This is a genomic window from Exiguobacterium indicum HHS 31 (genome assembly GCF_001939065.1).
Taxonomy (GTDB): Bacteria; Bacillota; Bacilli; order Exiguobacteriales; family Exiguobacteriaceae; genus Exiguobacterium_A; species Exiguobacterium_A indicum.
In genome coordinates this window covers 568,543-594,806 of the sequence record NZ_MPSZ01000001.1, presented here as the reverse complement: position 1 = coordinate 594,806, position 26,264 = coordinate 568,543, and the positions used below count along the sequence as shown (strand labels likewise).

At 48.0% G+C, this 26,264-nt stretch carries 31 protein-coding genes and 1 other RNA gene; 9 read left to right on the top strand and 23 right to left on the bottom strand.

What is annotated here, in order from left to right; all coding sequences use genetic code 11:
• Window positions 1–80 precede the first annotated feature (80 nt).
• On the bottom strand, window positions 81–1,034 hold the full coding sequence (locus N179_RS03060) for an SMI1/KNR4 family protein (protein WP_244150197.1): 954 nt from the start codon (window positions 1,032–1,034) through the stop codon (window positions 81–83).
• A 156-nt stretch (window positions 1,035–1,190) separates the two neighbouring features.
• Between N179_RS03060 and N179_RS03055 the strand changes: the two genes are divergently transcribed.
• A complete protein-coding gene (locus N179_RS03055) occupies window positions 1,191–2,102 on the top strand; it encodes an EamA family transporter (RefSeq protein WP_075642159.1) in 912 nt (303 codons plus the stop codon).
• Window positions 2,103–2,105: 3 nt separating this feature from the next.
• Window positions 2,106–2,567, top strand: coding sequence for a hypothetical protein (locus N179_RS03050; protein ID WP_075642158.1), 462 nt, complete (start codon window positions 2,106–2,108; stop codon window positions 2,565–2,567).
• Window positions 2,568–2,650: 83 nt separating this feature from the next.
• Here N179_RS03050 and N179_RS03045 read toward each other — a convergent pair whose 3' ends face one another.
• The 10 genes from N179_RS03045 to rnpB form a co-directional block, all read right to left on the bottom strand.
• Complete coding sequence (locus N179_RS03045; RefSeq protein WP_075642157.1) at window positions 2,651–3,172, bottom strand: GNAT family N-acetyltransferase; 522 nt, start codon at window positions 3,170–3,172, stop codon at window positions 2,651–2,653.
• A 59-nt stretch (window positions 3,173–3,231) separates the two neighbouring features.
• Window positions 3,232–3,708 (bottom strand): glutathione peroxidase, encoded by a 477-nt coding sequence (locus tag N179_RS03040; RefSeq protein ID WP_075642156.1) that lies wholly within the window; start codon window positions 3,706–3,708, stop codon window positions 3,232–3,234.
• A gap of 73 nt (window positions 3,709–3,781) precedes the next feature.
• Window positions 3,782–4,000, bottom strand: coding sequence for a hypothetical protein (locus N179_RS03035; protein WP_058265297.1), 219 nt, complete (start codon window positions 3,998–4,000; stop codon window positions 3,782–3,784).
• Between the two features lie 80 nt (window positions 4,001–4,080).
• Window positions 4,081–4,305 (bottom strand): hypothetical protein, encoded by a 225-nt coding sequence (locus tag N179_RS03030; RefSeq protein ID WP_075642155.1) that lies wholly within the window; start codon window positions 4,303–4,305, stop codon window positions 4,081–4,083.
• 19 nt (window positions 4,306–4,324) lie between these two features.
• Window positions 4,325–4,828, bottom strand: a complete 504-nt coding sequence (locus tag N179_RS03025) for a GNAT family N-acetyltransferase (protein ID WP_338083374.1) — start codon at window positions 4,826–4,828, stop codon at window positions 4,325–4,327.
• 22 nt (window positions 4,829–4,850) lie between these two features.
• Window positions 4,851–5,141: a hypothetical protein gene (locus N179_RS03020; RefSeq protein WP_035397924.1), complete on the bottom strand. Its 291-nt coding sequence runs from the start codon at window positions 5,139–5,141 to the stop codon at window positions 4,851–4,853.
• Window positions 5,142–5,276: 135 nt separating this feature from the next.
• Window positions 5,277–5,645, bottom strand: coding sequence for a hypothetical protein (locus N179_RS03015; RefSeq protein WP_075642154.1), 369 nt, complete (start codon window positions 5,643–5,645; stop codon window positions 5,277–5,279).
• Window positions 5,646–5,878: 233 nt separating this feature from the next.
• A complete protein-coding gene (locus N179_RS03010; protein ID WP_158024748.1) occupies window positions 5,879–6,322 on the bottom strand; it encodes an SRPBCC domain-containing protein in 444 nt (147 codons plus the stop codon).
• Between the two features lie 300 nt (window positions 6,323–6,622).
• Window positions 6,623–7,768, bottom strand: coding sequence for a THUMP domain-containing class I SAM-dependent RNA methyltransferase (locus N179_RS03005; protein ID WP_023467925.1), 1,146 nt, complete (start codon window positions 7,766–7,768; stop codon window positions 6,623–6,625).
• A 111-nt stretch (window positions 7,769–7,879) separates the two neighbouring features.
• Window positions 7,880–8,253, bottom strand: an RNA gene (gene rnpB, locus N179_RS03000) — RNase P RNA component class B.
• A 134-nt stretch (window positions 8,254–8,387) separates the two neighbouring features.
• Here rnpB and N179_RS02995 point away from each other — a divergent pair.
• Complete coding sequence (locus tag N179_RS02995; RefSeq protein ID WP_029341396.1) at window positions 8,388–8,831, top strand: hypothetical protein; 444 nt, start codon at window positions 8,388–8,390, stop codon at window positions 8,829–8,831.
• A gap of 47 nt (window positions 8,832–8,878) precedes the next feature.
• Here the strand turns inward: N179_RS02995 and N179_RS02990 are convergent, their stop codons facing one another.
• The 4 genes from N179_RS02990 to N179_RS02975 all read right to left on the bottom strand — a co-directional run bounded on the left by N179_RS02990 (window position 8,879) and on the right by N179_RS02975 (window position 12,502).
• Window positions 8,879–10,222 carry a S8 family peptidase gene (locus tag N179_RS02990; protein ID WP_075642152.1) on the bottom strand — a complete coding sequence of 448 codons (1,344 nt, stop codon included), beginning with the start codon at window positions 10,220–10,222 and terminating at the stop codon, window positions 8,879–8,881.
• A 49-nt stretch (window positions 10,223–10,271) separates the two neighbouring features.
• A complete protein-coding gene (locus N179_RS02985) occupies window positions 10,272–10,685 on the bottom strand; it encodes a hypothetical protein (protein ID WP_023467922.1) in 414 nt (137 codons plus the stop codon).
• Window positions 10,686–10,744: 59 nt separating this feature from the next.
• Window positions 10,745–11,437 (bottom strand): hypothetical protein, encoded by a 693-nt coding sequence (locus N179_RS02980; RefSeq protein ID WP_023467921.1) that lies wholly within the window; start codon window positions 11,435–11,437, stop codon window positions 10,745–10,747.
• A gap of 69 nt (window positions 11,438–11,506) precedes the next feature.
• Complete coding sequence (locus N179_RS02975; RefSeq protein ID WP_235147642.1) at window positions 11,507–12,502, bottom strand: potassium channel family protein; 996 nt, start codon at window positions 12,500–12,502, stop codon at window positions 11,507–11,509.
• 68 nt (window positions 12,503–12,570) lie between these two features.
• Between N179_RS02975 and N179_RS02970 the strand changes: the two genes are divergently transcribed.
• From N179_RS02970 to N179_RS02960, 3 genes are all read left to right on the top strand, one after another.
• A complete protein-coding gene (locus tag N179_RS02970; RefSeq protein ID WP_075642151.1) occupies window positions 12,571–12,798 on the top strand; it encodes a DUF1659 domain-containing protein in 228 nt (75 codons plus the stop codon).
• 36 nt (window positions 12,799–12,834) lie between these two features.
• Complete coding sequence (locus N179_RS02965) at window positions 12,835–13,041, top strand: DUF2922 family protein (RefSeq protein WP_029341392.1); 207 nt, start codon at window positions 12,835–12,837, stop codon at window positions 13,039–13,041.
• 89 nt (window positions 13,042–13,130) lie between these two features.
• Complete coding sequence (locus N179_RS02960) at window positions 13,131–14,024, top strand: hypothetical protein (RefSeq protein WP_075642150.1); 894 nt, start codon at window positions 13,131–13,133, stop codon at window positions 14,022–14,024.
• Between the two features lie 97 nt (window positions 14,025–14,121).
• Here the strand turns inward: N179_RS02960 and N179_RS02955 are convergent, their stop codons facing one another.
• The 5 genes from N179_RS02955 to N179_RS02930 form a co-directional block, all read right to left on the bottom strand.
• On the bottom strand, window positions 14,122–15,192 hold the full coding sequence (locus N179_RS02955) for a hypothetical protein (protein WP_075642149.1): 1,071 nt from the start codon (window positions 15,190–15,192) through the stop codon (window positions 14,122–14,124).
• A 12-nt stretch (window positions 15,193–15,204) separates the two neighbouring features.
• The gene (locus tag N179_RS02950; protein ID WP_075642148.1) at window positions 15,205–16,023 is read right to left on the bottom strand and encodes a hypothetical protein; all 819 of its coding nucleotides are present in this window, start codon (window positions 16,021–16,023) and stop codon (window positions 15,205–15,207) included.
• Window positions 16,020–16,700 carry an ABC transporter ATP-binding protein gene (locus N179_RS02945; protein WP_075642147.1) on the bottom strand — a complete coding sequence of 227 codons (681 nt, stop codon included), beginning with the start codon at window positions 16,698–16,700 and terminating at the stop codon, window positions 16,020–16,022. Before N179_RS02945 ends, N179_RS02950 begins: the two co-directional genes overlap by 4 nt.
• A 303-nt stretch (window positions 16,701–17,003) precedes the next feature.
• The gene (locus N179_RS02935) at window positions 17,004–17,426 is read right to left on the bottom strand and encodes a hypothetical protein (RefSeq protein ID WP_055967405.1); all 423 of its coding nucleotides are present in this window, start codon (window positions 17,424–17,426) and stop codon (window positions 17,004–17,006) included.
• Window positions 17,427–17,573: 147 nt separating this feature from the next.
• A complete protein-coding gene (locus N179_RS02930; RefSeq protein ID WP_075642145.1) occupies window positions 17,574–18,248 on the bottom strand; it encodes a CPBP family intramembrane glutamic endopeptidase in 675 nt (224 codons plus the stop codon).
• Window positions 18,249–18,355: 107 nt separating this feature from the next.
• Between N179_RS02930 and N179_RS02925 the strand changes: the two genes are divergently transcribed.
• The 3 genes from N179_RS02925 to N179_RS02915 all read left to right on the top strand — a co-directional run bounded on the left by N179_RS02925 (window position 18,356) and on the right by N179_RS02915 (window position 20,542).
• Complete coding sequence (locus N179_RS02925; RefSeq protein WP_023467911.1) at window positions 18,356–19,039, top strand: lytic transglycosylase domain-containing protein; 684 nt, start codon at window positions 18,356–18,358, stop codon at window positions 19,037–19,039.
• A 15-nt stretch (window positions 19,040–19,054) separates the two neighbouring features.
• Window positions 19,055–19,636 carry a DUF1643 domain-containing protein gene (locus N179_RS02920; RefSeq protein ID WP_075642144.1) on the top strand — a complete coding sequence of 194 codons (582 nt, stop codon included), beginning with the start codon at window positions 19,055–19,057 and terminating at the stop codon, window positions 19,634–19,636.
• Window positions 19,637–19,741: 105 nt separating this feature from the next.
• Window positions 19,742–20,542 (top strand): SMI1/KNR4 family protein, encoded by an 801-nt coding sequence (locus N179_RS02915; protein WP_075642143.1) that lies wholly within the window; start codon window positions 19,742–19,744, stop codon window positions 20,540–20,542.
• A 75-nt stretch (window positions 20,543–20,617) separates the two neighbouring features.
• Here the strand turns inward: N179_RS02915 and N179_RS02910 are convergent, their stop codons facing one another.
• The 3 genes from N179_RS02910 to N179_RS02900 form a co-directional block, all read right to left on the bottom strand.
• A complete protein-coding gene (locus N179_RS02910; RefSeq protein ID WP_075642142.1) occupies window positions 20,618–22,993 on the bottom strand; it encodes a glycoside hydrolase family 31 protein in 2,376 nt (791 codons plus the stop codon).
• A 153-nt stretch (window positions 22,994–23,146) separates the two neighbouring features.
• Window positions 23,147–24,670 (bottom strand): cardiolipin synthase, encoded by a 1,524-nt coding sequence (locus N179_RS02905; protein WP_050677052.1) that lies wholly within the window; start codon window positions 24,668–24,670, stop codon window positions 23,147–23,149.
• Window positions 24,671–24,782: 112 nt separating this feature from the next.
• A complete protein-coding gene (locus N179_RS02900) occupies window positions 24,783–25,904 on the bottom strand; it encodes a GTP-binding protein (protein WP_075642630.1) in 1,122 nt (373 codons plus the stop codon).
• Window positions 25,905–26,264: the final 360 nt, after the last annotated feature.

Here is a 26,264-nt window from a genome sequence, read left to right as displayed (position 1 = left end):
AACCGCTCAAACAAAGAATCATGAGGATCAACAACCATTTTTCATTTGTAAAACTCCGTGCTGTGTGAAGAATTTCTAAATCATTCCCACCCTGGGAGTGGGCGTGGTGGCTCCTCGACGAAGGCACGATATCCATTGAAGCTCAGTCCTTGACGTTGCGGATTATGATTACGAATCAACGGATCACCTGTCTCGTCCTCGTTCTGCCAAAACCGATGCTCCGTTTGAAAGACCATGATTGACGAATACTGGAATCGCTCTGCCATTAGATATTCTCGAACCGATTGCATCACTTGTTCAAAGCGCGAATCCGAGTCGTAGCTACTGCCAAGACGTTCTTTTTCTTGTTTCCCTTCGAAAATCTTAACCGAGAAATACGCATCCCTTTTCGCAATCGGAAACTCGATTTCAACGCGAACCGAGTCGACGAAGCGAATCGGTCGTGGTTTGCTCACTTCTTCTTCAGAATTGTGATTCTCTACATAATAAGCATCTGTTGCAATCGAGAAGTCCTTGAACTCCCAGAACATATCCCCTTGCGAAATGATCGCATATTCGAGGAACGTGCCGAAGTTCTGTCCAATCGGATCAGTCTCCTCTGTCGACAACTCATGAAACATCCAGTGCATATACGGTGTCTCATCTGTCTTCGCATCTTCCGTTTGAATCAAGACATATCCTTCGTTCATTTCGCCAATCATCAAGAAGTGATCATAGTCTTCATGGATCAGGTCGTACTCTTTAGCCTGGATTGTCATTTCAATGACTTTTTCAAGCGGATAGAGTTCGATGCCGAGACCTTGAATCATGAACAACTCCGCTCCGTCATGTAAACGAAGGAATGTCTTATATTCACTTGGTAACGTTAGTTTGAACTGCTTTTCAAATGACCGAATCGCCTGTTCCGTCACCGGATCATTTAAATTGAATTGAGCGACTCCTGTATCGTATCGCCGCTGAATGAAGGTCGACCCGTGATTGATTTTTTGTGATAAGACGTCAAGTACCGCTTCGATTTGGTTCATTTCTTTCATGGGTCCCATCCTTTTCATTTTCGTGTTCGTGAATGATACGACTTCACCCTATACACCATACCATTTTTTCAATTATTTGGTGTGTTCCATCCTACGCGTTCTGTGGTATTCTCGTTCTAATATCATTTTAAAAAATTGCATTCGAAGAGGTGACCCATGTCTAAATCATCATCGATGTTGCTCATATTACTTGCTGCGATCTTTTGGGGCACGACGGGAACCTCACAAGCCTTTGCGCCAGAGGATGCACATCCGATTGCAATTGGTGCCGTTCGTCTGGCTGTCGGTGGACTGTTCTTACTCTGTCTCGTTCTCTTCAAAGGAACGCTGACGTTACGCGACTGGCCGGTGCGGACGATTTTACTCGCTGCCGTCAGCATGGCGGCTTACCAACCGCTGTTCTTCTCCGCTGTTTTGATGACCGGTGTCGCCGTCGGTACCGTCGTCGCGATCGGTAGCGCACCGATCTTTTCCGGGTGTATCGAGTGGCTGTTCCTAAAGAAACGTCCAGCGTTGCTGTGGTGGGCATCGACCGCACTATCGATCACCGGTTGTCTGTTGCTTTTGAACAATCAAGGAACGGTTGCGATTGATCCAATCGGAATCGTCCTTGCACTCGGTGCCGGACTATCGTTTGCCGGGTATACGTTCGTCAGTCGAAACCTCGTCAAGACACACGCACCGCTGTCAGTCGTTGCCGTCATTTTCACGACGAGCGCCTTGCTGTTATCGCCTCTGCTGTTTTTATTCGACCTCTCCTGGTTGTTCACGTCACGTGGTGCCGGAATCAGCCTCCATCTCGGCGTCGTTGCGACCGGAATCGCTTACTGGTTATTCGCGAAAGGACTATCGAACGTACCATCGTCGACTGCCGTCACGCTCTCGCTCGGTGAGCCTCTGACTGCCGCCTTGCTTGGTGTGTTCGTCCTTGGTGAAGAATTAAGTGGTACGGCTTGGTTCGGAATCTCGTTATTGTTACTCGGAATCGCCTTATTGATCGGTTCGTCTCGCCTAGCAGCGCGCCAAACCGTTTTGACAGAAGAACGACAAACTCGGACTGGAGGCTAAATCATGCAAGAAATCACGCTTGAGAAACTACAATTTCGCGAAGATTATCACATCGGACTCAATCAGTTCTTGATGGATGTCGCAAATGGTAACCGATTGATCTTTCATTTTCGCGGGCATACGGAGGAGACGATGGTCATCGTCGGCGACTACAGCTGTAATTACTTCCGATTGACCTTCGAAGCGGATGCGATTCTGCTTCGTTCACCGGACCTCTATGAACTAAAAGAAGATGTCGAAATCAACCCGATTCCACTTCTGACGCTGACAGATTCAAAGCTACTGACGTTCGCACGTGAAATGATGAATCTCGATCCTACAAAAGACTGGGTTCATTACTGGCTCCGGGCGTTCGAGCAGGATTTTCATGTCTTGTCCCCTCGTCCACCGGTTCTGACCGATCTCGGACATAAGCGCAGCGATGCGATCGTCAAGCATTCCTTTGATTCGTTTAGCGTTAAATGACCTGAACCATTTTCATACGCAAAAGATCCACGAAACGGATATTCGTTTCGTGGATCTTTTCTATGAACATTCATAGGAGCAGATTATGGATGGTCAATCGTATACTCCATCATCCAGCACGTATCTTCATTGATTTTTTTAACTTTCTGAAACCCACATTTTTCATAAGCTTTAATTGCTCTAAGATTTGATACGTCAGGATCTAGAATAATTCGATTTACTTCCTTGCCTCGAGCGATATCTTCAACGAATAATTTTATCATTTTCGTTCCAATACCTTTATTAAAAAGTTCAGGATAACCAATAAACTGGTCAATTCCAATTATGATAAAATTCGCAGGATATCCAAATGCCTCTTTTTGTTCGTCCGTTATCAAATAACGTTGCATGAATCCAATAGGTTCATCCTCTAACTCTACGATGTAGGGAGCGACAGGTATCTCTCCATTTACTCTCGGTTCGTATTTATCTATCACTTGTCGTAACGTAAATGGTGCGTTCATATCTCCATAGAACTCTAACACTTCTTTTGTACTTAACCATTGAGACATGATTTCATAATCAGTATGTTGCATCTTTCTGACTGAGACAGAATTGATTTTCATATTTACCTCTCACATTCATTCGTAACCGTCCGACGATTCACACCGGACGGTTATTTGGTTTATAAATACAAAGATAGCGTTCTTTCAACTGACTGGACGGAATCGACCGGACTGAACCGCTTTACGACACGTCCTTGGCGATCGATTAAAAACTTCGTATAGTTCCATTTAATCTTTGACGACAGTAGACCGGAGCGTTCGCGTTTTAAAAATGTATAAAGCGGATGTTCATTTGGTCCATTGACGTCGATTTTCTGAAACATCGGAAACGTCACGCCATAGTTCAGCTGACAGAACTGCATCGTCTCTTCCTGACTCGCGAACTCCTGCTGATTGAATTGATCGCACGGAAAGCCAAGCACCGTGACTCCTTGCTCGTCATATTTATCGTACAATGCCTGTAGTTCGCCAAGTTGTTTGACGAGCCCACATTTGCTTGCCGTATTGACAATCACGAGGACACGCCCCGCATAGTCACCTAATGAAACAGTCTCGCCCGCTGCGTTTTGTACGGTTGCATCGTATACGGTTTGCATGTTTCCCAGCTCCTTTGCCCCGAGTATAAGACAAAACGCGCACTCTGTCGTTTTCAGGCATGCGCGTAATGCTTTACCAGATCGCCTCTTCTTTGTCGCTCAGTTTGATGACGAACGGTAGGATCAAAACGAACAAGAGACTGACGTATCCGAGCGATAAGTAATGTTGCGAGTCTTTTGAAATGTATTGCTTCACGCCGCAGTTCGGACACGCTTTCCCATGTTTCGCAAATCCGACAGCAAGCACTTCTTTCGTTTTGAACGTATACTGGCAATTCGTACAACGTACCATTTGATCATCTCCTTCTTCCTTATCTACTGGTGGATTCAGGAAAAAGTTTCATGGAATTGAAGGTAAAGGTAACCGACATCTTACCTCATCGATTCTTCCCGGTCGCTCAACCGAATCAGAAACGGCCAGAACAGGACGAACAAGAGACTGATATTCCCGAGTGATAGATAGAATTGTGACTTCCGGGACATGTATTGTTTCACGCCACAGTTCGGACACGTCTTGCCTTTCCCATGTATCGCAACACTGACAGCGAGTACTTCTTTTGTGTTGAACTTATACTGACAATTCGTACAGCGTGCCATAACATCATCTCCTTTTCTATTATCTACTTATAGAGTTTGGAAAAGGTTCCGTCGAGTAGACGGGTTGTAAACGCATCTTCAAAAATTCATAACTTCCACCATTCGTCGCCTGTTGGAAGCGTTCGACGGGAAGGAAGCCACTTTTCGTATACAAGCGAATCGCCCGCTCGTTGAATGTCGCGACAGCTAATTCAATTTGTTTAGGTGCATACCGGTCCATGATGAACGCAAGACCTGCTTCTAAAAATGCCACTCCATTTCCTCGTCCCGTCAAGTCTGGTCGCATGCCAAGCCCGACGTCAATGACGTCTGCGTTTGGTTCAAATACATAATAGCCAATCAATTCTTCCCGATCTAACACAGCAAAATAATGTTCCGTCCGCTTTGCTGGATCGAGAAATTCTGCTAAATCTTCTTCGTCATTCGGCATATCATAAAATGCAAACGTCCCGTCATATTGCCACTCGTAGGCAATTTGTTCCGCCTGTCGTTGTGTCAGCGGTGAAAATGTATAGCTCACCATGATTCAGCTCCTCTTAGGTTCGTTAACGCGATCGATTCTTTCGGTAGTCTAACAGTAGCGGCAATACATTTAATCCGATCGAGATGAACGTCAATACCCACAGTGCCCGCTCCATGCCCGGTACGACATCTTGTAACGCTGCCCAGTCCTCCCGCGCCACGAATTCTGCGACGAGTCGGTATTCCGCGCACAGCGTCAGTGCCGTAAAACTCAGTCCGAGCACCATCAGGAAACGATAGTCCTTACCGATCAAATAAAAGATGATATTCAGTGCCGTAAATCCAATCGCCAGTAAACCCAGTATGATCCACATCTTTCATTTCCTCCAAAGATAATTCGTTGTGTAATACCGTTCGTTTTGAACGCTTTTCAAGACTATGTATGCATCATGCTACTTTACTCATAAAATTTTGGCATCATTCATTTACTTTAATTAAGACGTGTTTATTCAAGTGCGTGGTGAGCGGTATTTATAAATACTCCAGATGCTGAAAACACTTAAAATCGTTCCAATGAACGAAAATAATGTAGTTGTCATCCCATTTGGAATTATGAAGCCAATTGGCATCAATCCGATAAATGTTAGAACAATAAAGGATTGATAGACTACATTGATGATATTGATTAGTGGATGGTTAAAGAACGATAAAATGAGCGGTGGTAAGAACAATACGATAGTCATGATCACCGAAATACGAAAGGCTACCGGCTCCTCTAACGAAATGACATGATCTCCCACTGCATTTTTTGATGCGATGAATAATAATGCCACGGCGGAGCACATTGTTAAGAACACGAGCAATACTTTTCTAAGCATAATTTGACCTCCTTTTTTCCATCATACCATTCCCCTAAATAAAATGTTTATATTATACTTTAAATAACATTATTTAACAATTATTAAAAAATTTATATTTTTATTTTTCATCTTTTTACAAACTAAATAGCATTACTTTCTATACCTTACTCACAAAAAATCCCTTCTTAGACTAAAGTCCATTTAAGAAGGGATTTAATATGCAAAACGATACATTTCTCTTTTTTAGAGTGTTATGGATTTAACTGATCAACAAGAGTATAGTTACCTGCTTCGACATAAGTCGTAAAACGATCCAGAATACTTTGCCATGAAGCACGTTGTGCATCCGGATCATTCACTTGATCGTCTTCAAAAATTTCAATCACTTTCGTTCGATGGCGCAACGGAATGAACATGACTTCGACAAGTCGTCCATCTTCTAATTGATAGCGCAAATGCTCTAAGGGCGAGACCTCCTGATACGTACCCAAATATTCGACATATGTCGGACTTCCTTCGCGTTGCATTCGACTTTTAAAATGTCCCTGTTCCGTTAATTCGTTCTCGACATGTGTCGTGTACCAGCCATTCGACGATCGATACCATTGCATCATGTGCTGCGGTTCTGTCCACAAACGCCATACAGTCTCGATTGGAGCTGAGATCGTTGACGATATCATTAAAAAATTATCCAACATGTTCCCTCCACTATAAAGTCTTTTTTGAAGAATTTAATCCTCTTAGATTTTTTCTAAAGATAACTTTCGATAGACTAGTCTAATTTCCCTACTTATTTATCGAAATAGTTTTAAAGAACTAATTAGAGAGGTCATATAAATTGTTTTTTCAGGAACTTTATACCTTATTCAGAGTAAAACTAGCAATTTTAAAAAATAAAAAAACCGCTCAATTGAGCGGTTCATAACATTTTGGTGAAAAATTACAAAAGTGGGAACTGAGTGTGAACTGGCGGTCCGCCACCCTCAAAAAATGGCTTAAGACTGCGGTCTTTTCCGACGCAAACCATAATACTGATAAAACTGAACTTCAATATTCCCGTTATACAGCTTTCGGCGCTTCGTCGCTGGACGACCGTACGCTTTTTCGAACTCAACATACGACGTGATCATGTAGACACTGTAGTATGGAAATTCTTTGTACGCTGTTCCAATCTTGCGGTAGAGCTGATGGACTTCACGTGCGTCCTCCAAACGTTCCCCGTAAGGCGGGTTCCCGATGATGACACCGAAGTCTTCCTTCGGTTTGAAGTCTGCTGCGTCGCGTTGCATGACGTTGATCGCATCACGGACGTCTGCGAGTTCTGCGTTCGTTTTCGCGAGCTTGACCATCTCTGGATCGACATCGCTCGCGTAGATTTTCAACGGTTTGTCCCACTCTGCTTTTTCGTTCGCTTCGTTGATCGCATCGAACCATGCCTTCTTCGGAATGCATTTCCATTCCTGTGAGACGAACTCGCGGTTGATCCCTGGTGCGATATTACGCCCGATCATCGCTGCTTCGATCGCCAGTGTACCTGAACCGGTGAAGACGTCGTAGAGCGGCATATCCGGCTTCCAGTTCGTCAGCATCAGCATCGCTGCTGCCATCGTCTCTTTCAGTGGGGCTGCTGAGTGGAACTCACGGTAACCGCGTTTGTGCAGCGCGTCACCTGACGTATCGATCGTTAATGTTGCGATGTCTTTTAACAAAGCGACTTCAATCGGATAGCTTGCGCCTGTCTTCGGCAACCATTCCGTTCCTTTGTTGTACTGTTCTTGCATGTGCGAGACGATTGCTTTCTCGGTGATCTTCTGACAGTCACGGATCGAGAAGAGCTTCGATTTGACCGAACGACCATTGACGATGAAGTTCGCATCCCACGGCATCAATTCGTGCCACGGCAGTGCCTTGACTTGATCGAACAATTTTTCGAATGTCGTCGCACGGAACTCAGCGACGACGAGTTTGATGCGGTCCGCTGTCCGGAGCCACATGTTCAAACGGGGAATGTCCTCCATCTCACAATCGATGTAGACCTTTCCGTCCTCGACCGTACATTCATATCCTAACGCACGGACTTCTTTTGCGACGAGCGCTTCGATTCCCATCGCCGCTGTCGCGATGACTAAGCGTTTTGCCATATCGCGTTCACTCCTTTATCGTTTCTTCCACTGGATCGTTTCATTGCAATAAAAAAAGAGCCCAGGGTGGACCTGGACTCTCGTTCAACTTAAAAATAACAGCCTATGTGGTCCTGTAAGCCATGTTCTGTTCCTTAGTGTTCCAAACGGTTTGACCCTCACACGCAGGCGACAATCATCTATCTCCGTATTTGCATACGCTCTCCTTCGCGTTCAGTTCCGCTCCGGAAATTCCCCTACCAAATTTGGGTTTCTCGCTCGTGGGGTTTACCTCGTTCCACCTTCATGGTTTCCCATGAAGCTCCGTCACTGTGGCACCTTCAAGAAGTTTCGGCCATATCCGAAGACTTAGGCGTTCCTTCTGCCGTCAGCTTGACGCTGCCTACACTTATCTTTTTGTGTAGCACGATCACTACAGCCATCGCAGGCTGTGCGAGCATGGACTTTCCTCAAAGCACCGAAATGCCCCGCGATTGTCCGAACCAACATAGTCACTGCTTATGAGTGTAGCGTAGATGCCGCTTTCCTGCAAGAGGCAATTCTCGTTTTATAATCGAAAAAGTTGCGTATCTGCCTCATTTCACGGTATAGTACAAGAGTTCAGAAGGGGGCATGCAGTATGAAAAAACGACGCTCTGGTACGAACCGGCGAACGGTTCGCAAGTTGACATTCCTGATCGAGATCGATGAGATCAAGGCACTTCATCTGCGAAACGGCATCTTCGCCTTCTATCGCCAAGGAGAGCTCATCCACGCGTTCGAGCCGTTCAACGTCAAGGCGCCCGATGCACTCTCAAAACGTAGCTATCATTTCGATCAACACGATATCTTGCTTATGAATGAACGTTTCCCTGAGCAAATCCCGTTGTATGATGAAGCAATGACGTTACGCTCTTGGGCCGACCAGGTCGCTTATGGTTTATACCAACTGATCGATTCCAGTCGCCTGTCGTTCGTCCATGAGGATGACACAGGATACAAGATGGAAGCGATGATCACGTGGACTGGAGAGGCATTAACACCTCCGACGCCCGTCTATAAAAAAGGAAAAGACCCGAAATAATCTTCAGGTCTCGTACAGTGCTTCCCACTCGGTGGGAGGCGCTTTTTTTATTTGACGGTCAGGAGTCGTTCGACCGTTCGCGTATGGCGTCCACCGCTCGTCTTGAATACGAGTTTATAGGACCCTTTTTGTTTCAATTGATACGTGAACTTGTGCGTCCCATTTTTTAATTTCGACTGGGTGAACTTTTTAATGACTTTCCCATCTTTATAAAGACGGGTCGTCGTTTTCGCATTCGAATATTCATCAAAGTAAAACGCGAATAGTTGATTCGGTTTGACTGTTGAAGGGAGCGACACTTTAGAAATTGGCGCCGGAAGCGCCGCTAACATTCCGGCATTCAAGCGACCGACTCCGTAATGTGAACTTGTATCTCCTGTTTTTTTGGTCGCAGCAGCGTATAGCTTACTGCGCATCGCTTCATTCGTGACGAATGGATTCTTCGATTTCGCAAGCGCCAATACCCCGCTGACGACCGGTGTCGCCATCGATGTTCCGTCTAAGTAACCATACTTATTCCCAACGATCGTTGAATAAATCCCTTCACCCGGTGCCATGATGTTAAGTCCTTTGCCATAATTCGAGAACGTCGACGCTCGACCGAGCGTGCCAACAGCCCCAACGGCGACGACTTGACTCATCGAACCTGGGAAGAGCACTTTATTGCGTCCATCATTCCCCGCTGCTCCAACGACAAGGATGTTCTTCGCTTCTGCTTTTTTGATTGCTTCTTCCATGTAGGGATCGAATTCATATTGTCCGAGCGACAGGTTGATGACGTCTGCTCCCTGCTCGATCGCATACAAAATACCGTCACCGATATCAATCGACGCAGCAAAGTCACCATCGAATACGTCGGCTCCGATCAATTTAACACCGGATGCGACACCAACGATCCCTTTCCCGTCTTCCCGTGCCCCGACGATCCCAGCGACGTGCGTTCCGTGATCGTCTGGTTTCCGAATGCCAGAGATCGTCGTCGTTTTATAAATGACGTCCTTGAACTCGCGGTGTTTCGTATCGATTGCGTCATCAATGATTGCAACGCGGATATCCGACTTACCACGGCTGTACTTCCAGTAAGTAGGGATCCGTGACTGATCGAGATACGTTTGCTGGAACTGGGCAGAATCCGTCGCTTTCTTGACGTCCGTGATCGGAATCAAGTCGGCATCGATATCCTCTTCTTCGAGATGTGCAAGTGGCTCGACGAGAGAGAATCCTTTTTGTTTCAATGCACGAATCTCGCTCAGCCCCTGATTCGCCAACCAGTTTTGTTTTTGTTGTTCTGTAAAAGTTGGGTCGTATTGTACGTATTGAGACTGCGCAAAGGCAGACGTTGGCATGGCGACGATTGTCGCTAGCGTGAGTAGTGCAAGTTGCTTTTTCATGGGAACCCTGCCCTTCTCTGTTTACGCGCCGACCGAAGAATCGTCTGGACTAAAGCGGAACCGTACCGTCCGGTTCTTCGCTGACTTCAAAAGGAATGATTTTTCCGATCGTCACGTAAGCATAATAGCGTGCAAGGACCGCACGCCAACGCGTTGCATCGATGCCTGTCAGATCTTCACCTAACGGGGACCCGTCGAACGTCTCGAACTGTTGGCAAAAGAACGCTTCCTCTTCTTCATGCCACGTTACTTCTTCGCCGATGAACCCGGTCGAAAAGCGGACGAAGTCCGCAATCGAGGGTCCAATCACTTCTGCCGGCAAGCGTTCGCTCATCCGTCCGACCAGTTCATACCGGTCGCGTTGTGCTTGTTCCGCTTCTTCAATCGAATGACACAGCAGCACTTCACGATTTATTTCTACTAACACGACATAGTCACCACTCGGTAAATTGACGTGAATCATCCCTACACCCCTTGGATTGGATTCGTGCGGCTTCTAGGTGTCATTTTTTCTTCGATAATTTATAATGTCCATTTTCGATCAAATGTTAATTCAATCGGCTCGTTATCTTTCGACTTTAACATAACGACCCGTGTCGTTTCAATTTGATCGAGGAGATCCGCTTGACGAAGAGACTGAATTTCCTTCGACGAACCGGCTTCAATCCGGTCTCTGTACGGGGCAAGCAACGCTTGTTGATTGCTCGCGAGCGCGTACCAGGCAAGTCGAGCGAACGGCTCATCCTTTGCTGTCTCGAGCGCGTAGCTCTCGAAGATATCTGGAAGATAACTGCTAAATTGATCAAGCGCGTCGATGCGTTCTGCAACGTCGAGAATCGTTAACCAACTCGGGAGCGACAGCAACGATTCACTTGACCACCAGTCGAGTAAATCGACATGTTCTTTAAGTAATTGCTGTGCTTCTGGTCGATCGATCATATGTTGTAGGGTCTGGATGAGTTCGTTCCAAGCAAGTGACCAGTATTCTTCTGATGGATTGGCTGAAAGGAAGAATTGGCGGTAGACCGTCAGCAATTCCGAAACGTCCGTTAATGGTTCGACTTCCAATCGCTGATTAAAACGGCTAACTGCTTTTGTAAAATAATTTGGTTCAAGCGTCAATGCCATATAGAGTAATTTTGGTGCGTTTTTAATTTCGCCTTGATCGACCGTCTCGAATAATTCTTGAATCCATTCTGGTTGCGGTTGTGTCATAATCCTTTTCCTCCGTTTAGTAAATTTGTTTACTATACCCGAAAAAAGATTAGTTAAATCCTTTCTTCCCTAAATCGCTCCAATTCGATTCGCCGTCTCTTCTGAGCAAAGGACGATCAACGTCCCGTTTTTCGGAATCGTTTCATCAAGTCGCCGATTCAAATCAAGCCGTTTCCCGTCGGACAGAATCGTCACCCCTTCTTCTAGTAAGGCATGAAACGCATCGCGGTATGTCGCCCATTCCGGTCGCGTCGGAATCGAGAACATCCCTTCACCATCCTTCGTCAACAAATTCGTCACGACTTTCGTCACGCCAGGATGATGGGACGCGAGGATCGCCATCCTGGCAATCGTCTCGTCACCAAGCAACACCTCATCGACCTTGACCTGTTCGAAGCTGTCGAGGTGTTCTTCAAGCATCATCTCGACGATCGTGTAGATGTTCGGGTTCGCCCGTTCGATGCTTGAAGCGATCAACAGTGTCCGTCCGTCAGCATGGACCGGCGGAATCGAATGATCCGCGAGGACGATCGCGCGGACTGCCTTTTCGATGTGAGCTCGCTCGAGCGTCGACGTCAGCGCCGGATCACCACAGACGTAATGGAACCGGGGGTGGCTGAATGGCTCCCGCTCTAGGTCGTCGACGAGGACGACATCCGTATGTTCGAGCAATGACTCGATGACGTGCTTCGAACGTCGACTATAACCGAAGACGACCGTATGTCCTGTTTCCTTCACTTGTAACAACCCTCTTTCCTTTTGATTACGAATCAACTGGACACCGTCGACCAGTTTTGAGATCAATCCACCGACGATCCCGATCCCGAAGATGAACACAAAAATCGTCAAAATCCGACCGGTATCCGAGTTCGGGAAGAAGTCCCCGTATCCGACCGTGACGACGGTCGTCATCGTCCAGTAGACAGCGCGGAAGTAGGAGCCGAATGTCTCCGGCTCAAGCGCATACATGATACCCGCGACACCGAAGACGAAGATCAACGATGCATATCCGAGCGTCCGCATCCGTAGAAACGAGACTTTTCGTAAAAAACGTAACCAGACCATGTTTTTTTCATTCCTTTCGAACAATCCGGTCTCTTCCCCTGTCAATAAGGGCGAAGGAGGTGATACACATGACACAAGCAGAAGAGATCAAGACGAGTCTCGTCATCGTCTTCGAGCGGAAAGACAAGGTGACAGCGAACGGTGATGCCGTCGTCGCTCGCCGCCGCTACAACGGCTTACGTTCGAATCTTCCAGCAGACGTCGTCGCTTCGATCGGGCAATCGATCGGCAGATTACTCGACGGACGCTATGCGCTGACGGAAATCAGTCGTGACTACGCTTTACTGAAGGCATAACCCATCCTCTACATTTCATGAAAGGAGTGACCATTGATGGAACATACGATCGTCCTGACGTTCGATACGGTGACGAAAAAACCGTATCGCTTACGCATCGCTGGTGCGAAGGAGAATGCTACCGTGGCTGAGATCAAAGCAATCGGTGACTTGTTCGTCGCCCATGACCCGTTCATGAACGGTGTCACACGTCTCGCGTCCGCCGAATTGCAAAACAGTTCGGAATCGGCATTCGTCTTGTAAGCTTTTTCAGTCCATCGTCACGGGATTACGTGACGATGGCTTTTTTTTGGTATACTAGAAACATCAACCAGCTGAAAGGAAGTCAATTTATGGCCAAACGCCCACTCACTCCTCGCGAATGCGAACTCGTCGTCTGTAGTCTCTACGTAATGGAACTCATCCCGTTCGAAGGCATCATGGAACGTCTCGAATCCATTACGCTTCGAGACATCATCGGCCCCGTCGCACGTGGTGAATCGACGCGGGAGCAAGCTGCTGACGCGCTTGACCAGTACATCAAGGTCCGACGTCGCCGGTTCCGCAACGTCCCACCGGAACATCTGTGGTCGCTTGACGACCGGATTGAACAAGAGGCACTGCGGATGATCCGCAAACGTTCGCCGCTCTCGGCAGGAGAAAAGCTCCAGCCGAAAGCCATTCCTCATGAAATGGGGGATACGGTCGAGATGAAAGTGACCGAAATCCAGGACCGCAACAACAAAGTGACCTTAATCGGAAAAGTCGGTAACGTCACGGCGAAGCTCCCGGTCGCGAACCGTCAAGCCTATAAGGGCAATAAGACGATCTCCGCCTGGATCACGGGTGTCGAGAAGAAACCTGCCTTACTTCATTTATCGACATCCGACTACGGCAAACATCAGTCGTCAGAAGACGTCAAGGCAGCGTATGCGACTGCCGTTGCCGCGTTACGTCGCTATTTCGAGACGAACGAGCTCCCGACGACCGAAGAAGTCGATCTTGCAAAATCACTGTTCCAACGGATGATCCGTCGCGATCAGAACGATTGGTTCACGGTTTACGTCGCGATGGGTCGCCCGCAACTCGATCACGTCCGGCGCTGGGTCAAGGTCATCCAGATGCTCGCCCGCTCCCTGCGTGGTGACGAAGAAGCGACACAACAACTTGCTTCGCAGGAAGATCGTTTCTTCAAGGATGCCTTATTGCGTGCCTGTAAAGCGGCAGAGAAAAATTTCACGTCTTGATGCTTTCGCTCTAGAACGTATCGATTCCTAGTCAAAACGAAAAAAAGAACGCTTCGGACCGGATAAGTTTTTCCGGGACGAAGCGTTTTTTCGTGGATCATTGAACCGCAAAATCATAGATACGCGTTCCTTTTTTACGATTCGCATCTTTGATTTCTCCTTGATACATCAGTTGCTCATTCTTCAGATCAATCACGGACACTTGGAATCCATCGCTTGTCTCGGAAGAGAGATAAAGCTGCATCTCGTCCTTCGAATCCAACCAATCAATCTTTTTCAAAACGAGCGGACTGCTTACGCTATGCTCAGATAATCGTTTCGTTTCCAAGTCGAACATCGACCATTCGATTCGTTTCGTCTCCCCTTCCGGCAGGCGGAAGCCGATGAGATAACGACCGTTCGCATAGGGCGTATAACCGATTTGCTGCTGATTCAACTCCTTGATGGAACGAACGCTTTTGCCGTCATCGAGGAAATAAGATAGTTTAGTGTTCTCCTCATCGCTGTCAGACGGTTGTTCCGTGTAGACAACCTCATTTTGATGAATCGCTAAAAATTGACGAGCGTGTTTAGGCGCCACTGGCTTTTGAAGAACGATCTCTTCAACCCGGTCGCCTGTTAAATCGAGCACAAGCAGTTTTGTTTCCCTTGGCTGATCGACTCGATCGAGTTGGATGTAGATCTTCATCGCCTGTTTATCGACGACACTGGCTTGTATGTCCATCCCCGTCTCAAGTTTTGTATCATACTGAAATGTTTTCTCGAACATCTCCTCCGTCTTAAACGTAAACATCTTAAATTGCAGTTTATTGTGTTTGATCTGAATCGCATACTCTGATTGTCCATCACTGCTAGCGTTCGTTTCCATTTGCGTCGTAAATTCGTAATATTTATCTGGCAAATCCGTCATGCTATCTTCACGGAATAGTTGTCCGACGTAAGAATTTGACTGTTTTTCGATGTCTCCCTTAGCGTTGACATCATAAATCGTCGAACGCATGCCTTTCGTCTGAAGACGTAAATTAAAATTTTCGATTTGCGAAGGTTTTCCACTGACGGTCTCGAGCGAAAAGTCTGCTCCTTTGATCGACAGCGTGTAGCCGATGTAGCTTCCGATTGTTATGAGAATGATCACTCCATAGATCAGAAGTTGACGATATCGTTTCATGAGATTTCTCCTTTAGACGGATAGACGCGTCTGGACTAACCGCAGATTTTTGTACGACACATATAACGTTAAGAGCACGATGTACCCGAGATAAAATTGCATGTGCAGTTGACTCAAATCGTTCGAAATAGCTGACAATGCTAAGCCCAAAATGATATAACCGCCAATCAACGCAATCCCATGTAATCCGACGAGCAAGAACGCTTTTCCCTTTCGGAACGATCGTTCAAGTAATACTGTCATGAAGACGAACGAGATGACGATGAATGACATCAGTAAGATGAATAAAATATCACTCGGATACATCGTATAGAACAAATTCATGTAGAAGGAGTATTCATTTATGCTGGCTGTGACCTGTTGAGCATCTGGTAACAACCATAAGTAGAGATTACGACTAAGTAACAACAGCCCCCACTGAATTCCGATCAAACTAGTCACGACAAGTAAAAGTGCCGTCATTTTCGATCCAAAAATCGCCCGGCGTGATCCCGGTAACAATAGCAATCTGTAAATGTACTTCGTCTCACCCATCCAGTCGCGGTACCAAATCCAGAACGCAAACAGGATGATCATCCCCATCGCTAATACAATGACTGAATCGTAAAAATCCGTTGCTTGTGCGAATGTCAACGCACCACCTGCTCGCGCAATTGCGTCCATTTCTGATATCTGCTCGATCCGCATCGTTTTCTCGATCGTGCTTTGATAATCGTAAATTTGATAGAGCAGTGACGCGATTTCCGCGACGATCAAGCCTGAAATCAACAACACCAGTAATTTCGTACTTCGTTTTAGTTCTTCATTCGTTAATAACAACCAGCGTTTCATCCTTGATATACCTCCCGCATCCGGTCTTGGACCGATTGATGATGATGACCTCGCAGTTCATCCGTCTCTTTGACTTCGACGATCTGACCGTCTCGTAAGAACAACACTCGGTCGATCACTTGCTCGACTTCAGCGATTTCGTGAGTCGTCATCAGGATACTCCGTCCTTCCATGAACTCACTTGAGAAAATCCAGGCAATCTGTTCCTTCATGAACAAATCGATTCCCGCGAGCGGTTCGTCGAGTAATATGTATGGACGATCGAGGGCGAATCCTAAGACGAGATTGAACTTCGCTTTGTTCCCTTTTGATAAGTTCGCCATTTTATCCGTCGTAAACAGCTGAAACGTCTGCAGCAATCGTTCCGCTGTCTCTTGATTCCAATCTGGATAATGATCCGCCATATACGCGAGCGCTTGTCCGATCGTCATGTAGCTCGGCATCGTCTGGAGATCAGGCACGAACGCGATCTGGTCGTGCGACGCTTTACCGTCGACTGTCACTGTCCCGGCATCCACCGGAATCAGACCGAGAATTGCTTTTAAAATCGTTGACTTTCCTTCCCCGTTCAAGCCGATCAGACATGTCACTTCGTTTAGACCGACAGAGAACGTCACGTCACGCAAGACGTGCTTCTTTCGTCCGTATCGCTTTTGTAGCCCCTTCACTTCAAGCACTAGACTTTCCCTCCTTCATTGTTACCATTGTATTAAGACAATAGTACATCTGTTAACTGTATGGTACATGCCATACAGTCTAGCGTCAACCTGTTTTTTCCTGCTATCATCCAGAAAATGAAAAGGAGCCGGACAATTATGTCCGACTCAGCGAGTATTTTGATTTTGTTTCTACTTTTTATGACCGGAAGAAAGGAGATCGATTTGTTCATTCGAAATCACTTCCCAGGAAAACGGTTTGAGATGAACAAAAAAAGAGAGGACGCCCTAATGGACGCCCCCTCTGAACACGTGACTGGTGTTTCAATAAATATCAATCGTTGACTCCAGTGCCCGGCATGTCCGACGCACGGTCGGTAAGAAGTCGGTCCGTTTTGCGACACCGCCTTCAATCTGGACATGCTGAATGCCTTTCGTCCGCTGCATCGCTGTTAAGACGGTGACCAGCTCGATGAACCAATTCGAGATCAGTTCGACGACCTGTTCGTCAAAAGCGGCAGCACCATACACATCATACCCGTTCTCGCAGAGATGGTTCGGGAAGCGGGCTTTAAACCGATGAATCAAAGTGTCCGTCGTCGGAATCAAAAATTCGTCGTAGATGACACGTTGTTCGGCATCAAGCGTTTGTTCTGTCACACCATCCATCATCAAATGTGGCTGATTGCCGATATTCAATGTCCAACTCGTCTTCTTTCGCTCGCCAGTGGAAGTGATCGTTCGCATGGTTTCATCCATCTCCTTTTGATGTGTAAGCGTTTACTTTCTCATTCTACCTGTCATTTGACCTGTTCTGCAACCGTCAACTTGACCAATTTAAACGATGACTTCGCTTGACATTCAGTCTACCAAATTCAACGCTTTTTGACGATGTCAGGAATTAACATCGTCCTTATAGATATAGACGGCAACGAGGTCGATCAAGACATGGATGACGATCAGCGGCCAGAGTGTCTCGAGCGCTAGATACAAGTAGCCGAATCCCGCTCCGATCAGTCCTGTCACGAGAATCGCGAACCACCCTTGATAGCGATGGGCAATCCCGAACAGGATGGCACCGATCCAGACGAAGCTGACTTCAGAGAACGGTAAAAATAATCCAAGCGTATGGAAGAGAAACCCGCGATAGATCAACTCTTCCGTCACCCCTGCCATCAGCGCGACCATCTGGAACCCGGTTCGCTCCTCTTTCGTTCGCGGTAAAATCAGTCGTTCCGCTTCACTTTGATAGAGCGGTAACAAACGTTTGCGAAACGCTGGAACGGTCGCTGTCAAAAGCAAGACGATACAGAGAAAGACGATCAGTCCGATCGTCGCGTACCAGACTGGACCACTTGGGACAAAAAACGTCAAACCGATTTCCGGCAACAGCGTACCGCTGACTAGCGTTCCACCGACGAGCAACAGACATAAGATGCCGCTTGACTGGACCATCGAGGGGTAGAATTCCTTGCGTGGGACGATCGTCAAGTCGACCGGTCGGACCGCTGCGATGATTGAGAGGACGACGAGCGATCCGAGTAAAAATCCATTTACGAAGAGATACATGACTTCGACTCCTTTTTTGATTCCACACTCCCGTCACAGAAAGTGCTATTAGACCCTACTAAAATATGATACCATTCAGTGGAATCCTATACAGAGGAGAGAACAATATGCGAAAAGTTTTTCGAATCAGCATCTTGTTCGTACTGTTCGCCCTCATCGTCAGTAGTTTCATCTACTGGCAAAATCGGGAACGTGTTCAAAATGAAATGTATCGTACGTATTATGGACAGCATGGCGTACCTGCCGAGAACATCGACATCTACGAACAAGCCGCGGCACGTTACGGCATCGACTGGAAGCTACTCGCCTCCATCCATCGCGTCGAGACAATCTTCTCAAACTCGTCAGCGATGCAATCGTCCGTTGGCGCCATCGGTCCGTTCCAATTCATGCCGAAAACATGGGTCGGTTGGGGATACGAAGGTGGCACGTCGCTCGGTGACATCGAGCATGACGGCATCGACGTGACGGATCCGGAAGCCATCGAGAAATATGGTGGTCTCGGAGTGGACGCGGACGGCGACGGGAAAGCCGATCCGACGAGTCTCGTCGACAGCGCCCACACGGCAGCGAAATACCTGAACCAACACGATGTTACGAAGACATCAGACCGAGACACGCTCGCGACAGCACTGTTTGAATACAATCGCAGTGAACAATATGTTTCTGACGTGCTCGCCCAATATGATCGTTACCAGCAACACGTCGAGGCGATCGATGCGAACGACCTAGACCTCAAGAAGAAGACACTCGCATTCTTCCTTCGCATCAGCTCACGTTTGACCAATTAAAAGGAGGCACCACCCATGACACCAGCCGATTCTTCCGAACTCTTGATTGAGGAATCGTCGATCCGCGTCCAGACGACGTTTGATCGAGACAAGACGAAACGCTATTTACGCAGCTACATCTTTGACGACATCGCAGAAGGGACGCACGTCGCCGCTTTAATCTACACACCACGGACGACGGACGCCTTTCTCTCTGGAACGACGACACAACGTGCGTACAATTTGATGAAGAAGTATGTCAGTGATCCTGTTAAGCAATATGACATCATCAGTTTGATGCCGGACCTGCTCGTCAGCGAGGATCTGCCGTTCGCGCAAGCGAGCTTCGATGAGATGAACTATGAATTCGTCGCGAAGACACTTGCTGAAGTCAAAGCAAAAAATGGCGTCGTCCTCTGTGGCTGGGGATCGCCTGGTCGCCTGATGCACCACCTGCCGGCATATGAGGAACTGTTTGAGCAGTATGCCGACATCCTCTATTGCTCCGGCATCACGAACAAAGGCGAACCGAACCATCTACGCTTGACGATGGACGATAGCCCGATGATTACGTATAACGACATGAAACAAAAAGCGAAAAAATTGCGTCGTAAATGACACAATAGACCCTTCCATAACGGAAAGGGTCTTTTTTTGAAACATTTTCCATCAGCTTCCCGTATAATCAAGGTCTACATATTACATAGCAAGGAAGGTCATACGATGCCATTTTGGGATGAAGAGTTACAAGAAGAAACGATGATTTCAGTCAATGAAACAGACATTAAACGAATCGAGCAAGCCGTTAACGGTCGACTCCCTGCCCGTTACCTCGAACAAATCCGGGAACAAAACGGCGGTGCTCCGGAAGCCATGGCCGTGATGGTCGAATTCGAGAATACATGGTCGGACGAAGAAACTGGATTGCATCTCCCACTCCGCTCCATGTCGTCATTGACATTCGAACGGTATCTAGACGAATTGTCGATCCTCCGGGAATGGGACGTCGAGGGAAGCGTCATGATGTTCGCGGAAGGAGAAGGTAGCTATTTTTGGTACTTCCACTTCACGGAAGCCGCCGAGCCGACTGTCTGGTGCCTCGATATTTCTGTCGCAGAAACACATTTCGTCGCGACGACCTATGACGAATGGTTAACGAAGCTGAGTAGCGATGTTCCGGAAGTCGTCATGCCGGATGTCGTATTTCTGACGTTACCTGAAATCAAGGACATTCTCCGTGGAGATGACGAAAATGAAAAACTCCTCGCCTACTCCCACTGGATGATTCTCGATGAAGAACAGGAAGAACTGATCGAAGCGTTCATGACACTGATCGAACGAAACGATCAGCCTGATTTCCTTGGCTCGTATGCGTATTACCTCATGGAAGTCTTGACGAACAACCCGGAGTTATTAGAACAGAAACGAGATGACGTCACAGCCTTGATCCTCAGTAAAGGTGACGATTTCGATGCAGAAGACTTACTATCTTGGATGGATGAAGCGGTAGACGAAGAGTTCTGACCTCAATCAAAAAGCCAGTATTCCTCGTCCATACGGATGACGAATACTGGCTTTTTCGCATGTCTATCCAATCGTTTAAGACAACATCAACTCAAGCAGACAGTCGACGAGATCCTTCTCGAGTTCGAGTGCTTGCAACTGGTGCATCATGTTGACCGGGTCGAGTTTTTGTGACAGCAGACGGTAGAGACGATCCTTCAAATCATAGCTGATTTCCGCTTGGTCGAGGAACGCATACAACCGGTCCATCTTGTTCTCGTTCGTCGAGATCTCGACTTGGAGCGACAACGTGATCGTATCGGTCACTTCACCGAGTTCGACACGAAGGGACTGCGTCGCATGATCATAGTGGCCAGTCAGACTCTCTCCGTCGCGCTGAACGTAACCTTCACGGACTCCACGTAAGATCAACGTAATCGAGCGATTTTCCGGTAGCAAGTCACGGTGTCCGGTTGGTGCCGCGATCGTCAACTCACGTGCGCCCCAGTCGAGCGCAAACGTCGTCTCGACGTTGACACCATCACGGTGCGCAACACCCGTGCTATCGTCTTCAAATAACGTAAACCGGTTCGATGCTCCCGGGAAGACGACGACTTCGAGATCCTCTGGATTATGCAGGGCATTCGACTGTTCGAGATGACGACCAAGTGGAACGATCGCACCGGCTTTTGCGAGGACGCCTTGATCTTCGAGGTAACGGAACAGACGGATCTGTTTGCCGCCACGGTACCGGTGACCATTGAAGAAATCAAACCATTCCCCTTCTGGTAACCACGCTGTCGTTGAAGTCATATGCAGTTTCCGGTGCATTGGTGTGACCATCGGCGCGACGATCAGTTCTGTTCCGAAGTAGAACTGGTTCGGGACATTGTATGCCTGATCGTCTTCCGGATGCTCATAATACATCGGTGAGACGAGTGGCAAGCCGTCAAAGTGATTGCGGGCATTCATCGTGTAGATGTACGGCACGAGTTGGTGTCGGAGTCGTAAATAATTCTTCATGACGTTCGCCGCATCGGTCGAATAACGCCATGGTTCTTTCCCGTTGAAGATGCTCATCGTACTGTGCAGGCGCATGATCGGACTAAAGACACCGTACTGGAGCCAACGTGTCGATAACTCGTCATCCTTCTCCCCGCGTTGGTGACCCCCGATGTCATGGCTCCACCATCCATAACCGATGTTCGACGCCGTCGCCGTGAAGTACGGCTGGAATTGAAGTGATGCCCACGAGATGATCGTATCGCCTGAGAAACCAACCGGATAACGATGACTTCCGGGTCCCGCGTAACGCGAGAAAATCAACGGTCGATTGCCGTCACGAGCGATATCAAGCGCGTGATAATGATTGAGCATCCAGAGCGGATCAAGCCCTTTCATCTTCGAGTTCGCGCCCTGTTGCCAGTCGATCCACCAGAAGTCGACGCCATCTGCCTCGTGCGGATGATGCAGCTTCGTAAAGTAGTTCTCGATGAACGTCCGGTCCGAGAAATCAAACGGGATCCGGACATCCGATTCGGGATCGACGCCCATCGCGACCGCCATCGCCTCGTAGGCTTCTTCAAACCCACGCACACCGTCCGCCGGGTGCAAGTTGAGCGTGACCATCCGGTCGTCGTCCTTCAACCATTGCAAGAATCCGCGTGGATCCGGGAATAGATCACGGTTCCACGTGTAGCCCGTCCACCCACTTCCGTAGCGTTCCGGAATATCGGTGACGTGCCAGTCCATATCGATGACACTGACCGAGAACGGAATGTCTTCTGTCTTGAAGCGCGTCATCAAATCCTTGTATTCCTTCTCACTATAACGCCAGTAGCGACTCCACCAGTTGCCGAGTACCTGACGTGGTAACATCGGCGTCGGTCCTGTCAGGTGGTAGAAGTCACGCAGTGCCTGTTTGTAGTCGTGACCGTATCCGAAGTAATAGATATCATGCGTCCCGGAGCGTCGCGGTTCGACGAAGTGGTCTTCCGTCAGGACGAACGCGTTCGAGTCGTCGATCGCCGCGTAACCTTGCCGGGAGAGAATCCCTTCTTCAAGTGGGATGACGCCGTCCGCATGATCAAGCGTCCGTGCCGTTCCTTTTAACGTCCGGAGCGGTCCGCCGAACGTATAGCGGCTGTAGTAGGTACTGAAGTTCCCTAGGACATCGATATAGAGTGTGTTCGCAGCGAACGGTCCCTTCGTATAATGCAGATGGACGTGCTCGGTGATGATTTGCAATTCTTCCTCGTTTTCGACGATGCGGTAAGCAGGTACCGGAAAATCGCGATTGAAGACCGTTTGGGTCGGTCGATCCTCGAACTGTCCATCCGCCGCGTACTCGAGTCGGATCATGCGACTCGTCAAGACCGTGAAACGGTAGACATCTCCTTGGATGATGGCGTCTGGTCGTGCTTGTGGTTTCATGTCGCGCGTGTAGAAATGGGATTCATCAATTGTTCGCATACGGGTTCGGGACTTGCGCCCCTTTCACTTCCTTCCAGGCTAAGTAGTGTGCAACCGATTACACATCTAGTGTATAAGAGTTCATGTTCCCACTTCAAGGAAGAATGAACCAAAAAAACGTCCCGCACCTGAAAATCGATGCGGGACGTTGCGTCATAATAGTGGTGAAATCAAACGCGAGAGCGACTCAAAAATGCGGAAACGAAGCGGACGTTTGACGTAATCGTTCGATGATAACTGAATCGAGACATCGAAATCAGCGATGAAGTCACGCTCGAGCTGTTCCGTACTTTCTGTGTCGTACAAGAACGCCATCAGTTCATAGTTGAGGACAAAACTGCGAATATCCATGTTTGCCGTTCCGACGGCACCGATTTTCCCGTCGACGAGAAACAGTTTGGCATGGATGAAGTGACGGTTATACGTATAAATCTTGACGCCATCCTTCAAGAGTGGTCCGAAGTAGGAGCGGGTGCCGTAATAAGACGTAAAACTATCGCCTTTTCCCGGTGTCAGGATGCGGACGTCGAGTCCGGCACGTGCTGCGAGTCGGAGTAACGTCATCGTCTCATTGTCCGGAATCAAGTACGGTGTCGCAATCCAGATCGAACGTTGCGCCGCGATGATCGCGGCAATCAAGGCATTGCGAATCGCGGGATCCTTTGACGTCGGTCCGCTCGTGACGATTTGAATCGCCCCGTCGGACGCCACGTCATGTTTCGGGAAGTATTGGTGGATTGACTCATCCCCTGCAAACGTCTCCCATGTGTCGTCCGATTCGATTTGAGCATAGATCCAGTCGTCGAGGAACGTCGCTTGTAACTCCTTGACGGCACGTCCTTCGAGTCGCAGATGCGTATCGCGCCAAAAGCCGAATTTCTTACTCTTGCCGTCGTATTCATCCCCGACGTTCAAACCACCGGTGAAACCGACCTTACCATCAACGACGACGATTTTCCGGTGATTGCGGAAGTTCGCCGTGAAGATGAATAATGGGCTCGAGATTGGATCATAGGCTGCGATATGTGCTCCCGCGTCGCGTAGCGGACGCAAGAAGTTTTCACCGAGCATATAGCTTCCGAGTCCGTCATACATGAATCGAACCGTCACACCGGCTTCGAGTCGCTCAATCAATGCTTCTCGGATTGCTTTACCTGTCTCATCATTCCGATAGATGTAGTACTGGATGTGGACGTGATGCTGTGCTTGACGAATCGCGTCAAGAATCGCCGGGAACGTCTCTTCCCCGTTCGTCAGGATGTCACTTGCTGTATGAACGTCCACCCCGCCACCTCCGAAGTTACGAATCGTGTTCGCAAGCTTCAAGTGATTCGGTGGTAACTCACTGACAGCAAGCGACCGAACTGGACGAATCGCTTGCTTGAGCAATTTCCGTTCATCATGCGAACGACGATTCCGGCGTCGACGCCGTGGATTCCGACCGAACATCAACCAGATGATGACTCCGAGAATCGGTAAGAAAATTAGAACGAGAAACCAAGCGATCGTTGATTCTGCGGTCCGGTTCTCGATGAAAATGATCATGATGACGGCGAGCGGCACGACCGTCGCTGAAATCGTTAAGACGTAAAATAAATAGCCGAGTTGATATAGTCCCCAAATGATGCCACCGGCGACTAAAAATACGAGTGCGAATTGTAAAATCCGGTTGCGCACAGATTTTCCTCCTTCAATTAACATACCTTCACTAGTATTCTTTCCCCATTCACTATGAAAATATAACAAAAAAAGAGAAACCGCAGATACGGTTTCTCAAAAGATTGACCTCTTATAAAAATGTTTCTTCGTACATCTCGCGACCAGGAATTGGATCATTCAATGACGCCCAGTCCGTTTCGTCTGCTCGGACGAGACACGCATCGAATAGCGCTTCGAGCTTCTCTTGCTCCAGTCCGATACCGATCAAGACGAGTTCGGTCCGTCGATCCTCATCTGATGCAAAACGACCAGCGTATTCCATGTTTGACGCATATCCTGCCTGATGGAACAGCAATGCCATCTCAGGACGTGTCGCAAGGAACAAGAAGCCTTTGCCCCGGACGACTTCTTGCGGCCAGTCTTCAATCAAGGCTAGCAAGCGCTCCGGATGGAACGGCACGTCGCGCTTGTAGACGAACGAACTGATCCCGTACTCTTCCGTTTCCGGAATATGTTCTTCCGCATTCAACTCACGGATCCAACCGGCACTCGCTGCCGCTTGTTCAAAATCAAATAGATCAACGTCTAAGATGTCTGCCGGATCGACTTGACCATATGTCGTCTCAATCAAGCGGGCAACTGGATTTAATGCCTTTAGATAGCCGATGACGGTATGGCGTTCTTCCGGTGTCAGACGATCGACTTTATTCAAGACGATGATGTCCGCGAACTCGACTTGATCGACGAGTAGATCGACGACTTCACGCACGTCTGTCTCATCGACGGCCTGTTTCCGCTCAATCAACGATTCACCAGACTCGAAGTCCTTCAGGAAACGGTACCCATCGATGACCGTGACCATCGCATTGATTTTCGTGACTTGTGATAAGTCGATGGCACTGTCCGGATCTTCGTACGTGAAGGTCTGGGCAACCGGAATCGGTTCCGAGATACCACTCGATTCGATGACGATACCGTCAATATCGCCTTGGTCGACGAGGCGTTTGACTTCAAGTAATAAATCGTCACGTAACGTGCAGCAAATGCACCCGTTCGAAAGTGTGACGAACGACTCTTCCGTCCGCGAGAATCCGCCTTGCTCAATCAATGCCGCGTCAATGTTGACCTCACTCATGTCGTTGACGATGATCGCGAGGCGGCGCCCTTCGCGATTATGTAGTAAATGGTTCAATAGTGTCGTTTTACCGGATCCAAGATATCCAGATAAAACGGTGATCGATATCGGTTGCATCATCATTCATCTCCTAAAACGTAATTGTTACGTTTTATAGAGTAACCGACTTTTTACCTGGCGTCAATCGTAATGATTTCGATTTATTTTGTTCCCTAAAAAAAGCCGATAAGTGTCGACTCAGGGAGTAGACGGGGCTGACTCCAAAAAAATGACGCATCTTCTCACGCCGTTTCCTCAGGCGAGACACAAGCCAGTTTTCCTGCTTCATTTAAGCAGGAAAGCGGGTCTTGTTTGTCTCTGACAGCGCATAATGCGCTTTTTCCTGTAGGAGTGGCATGTGACGCGTCATTCTTTGTAGATACTCGCTTTAGAGTCAGCTCCGTCAGATATTCCGAAGTACAAGAAAAAACGTTTTTT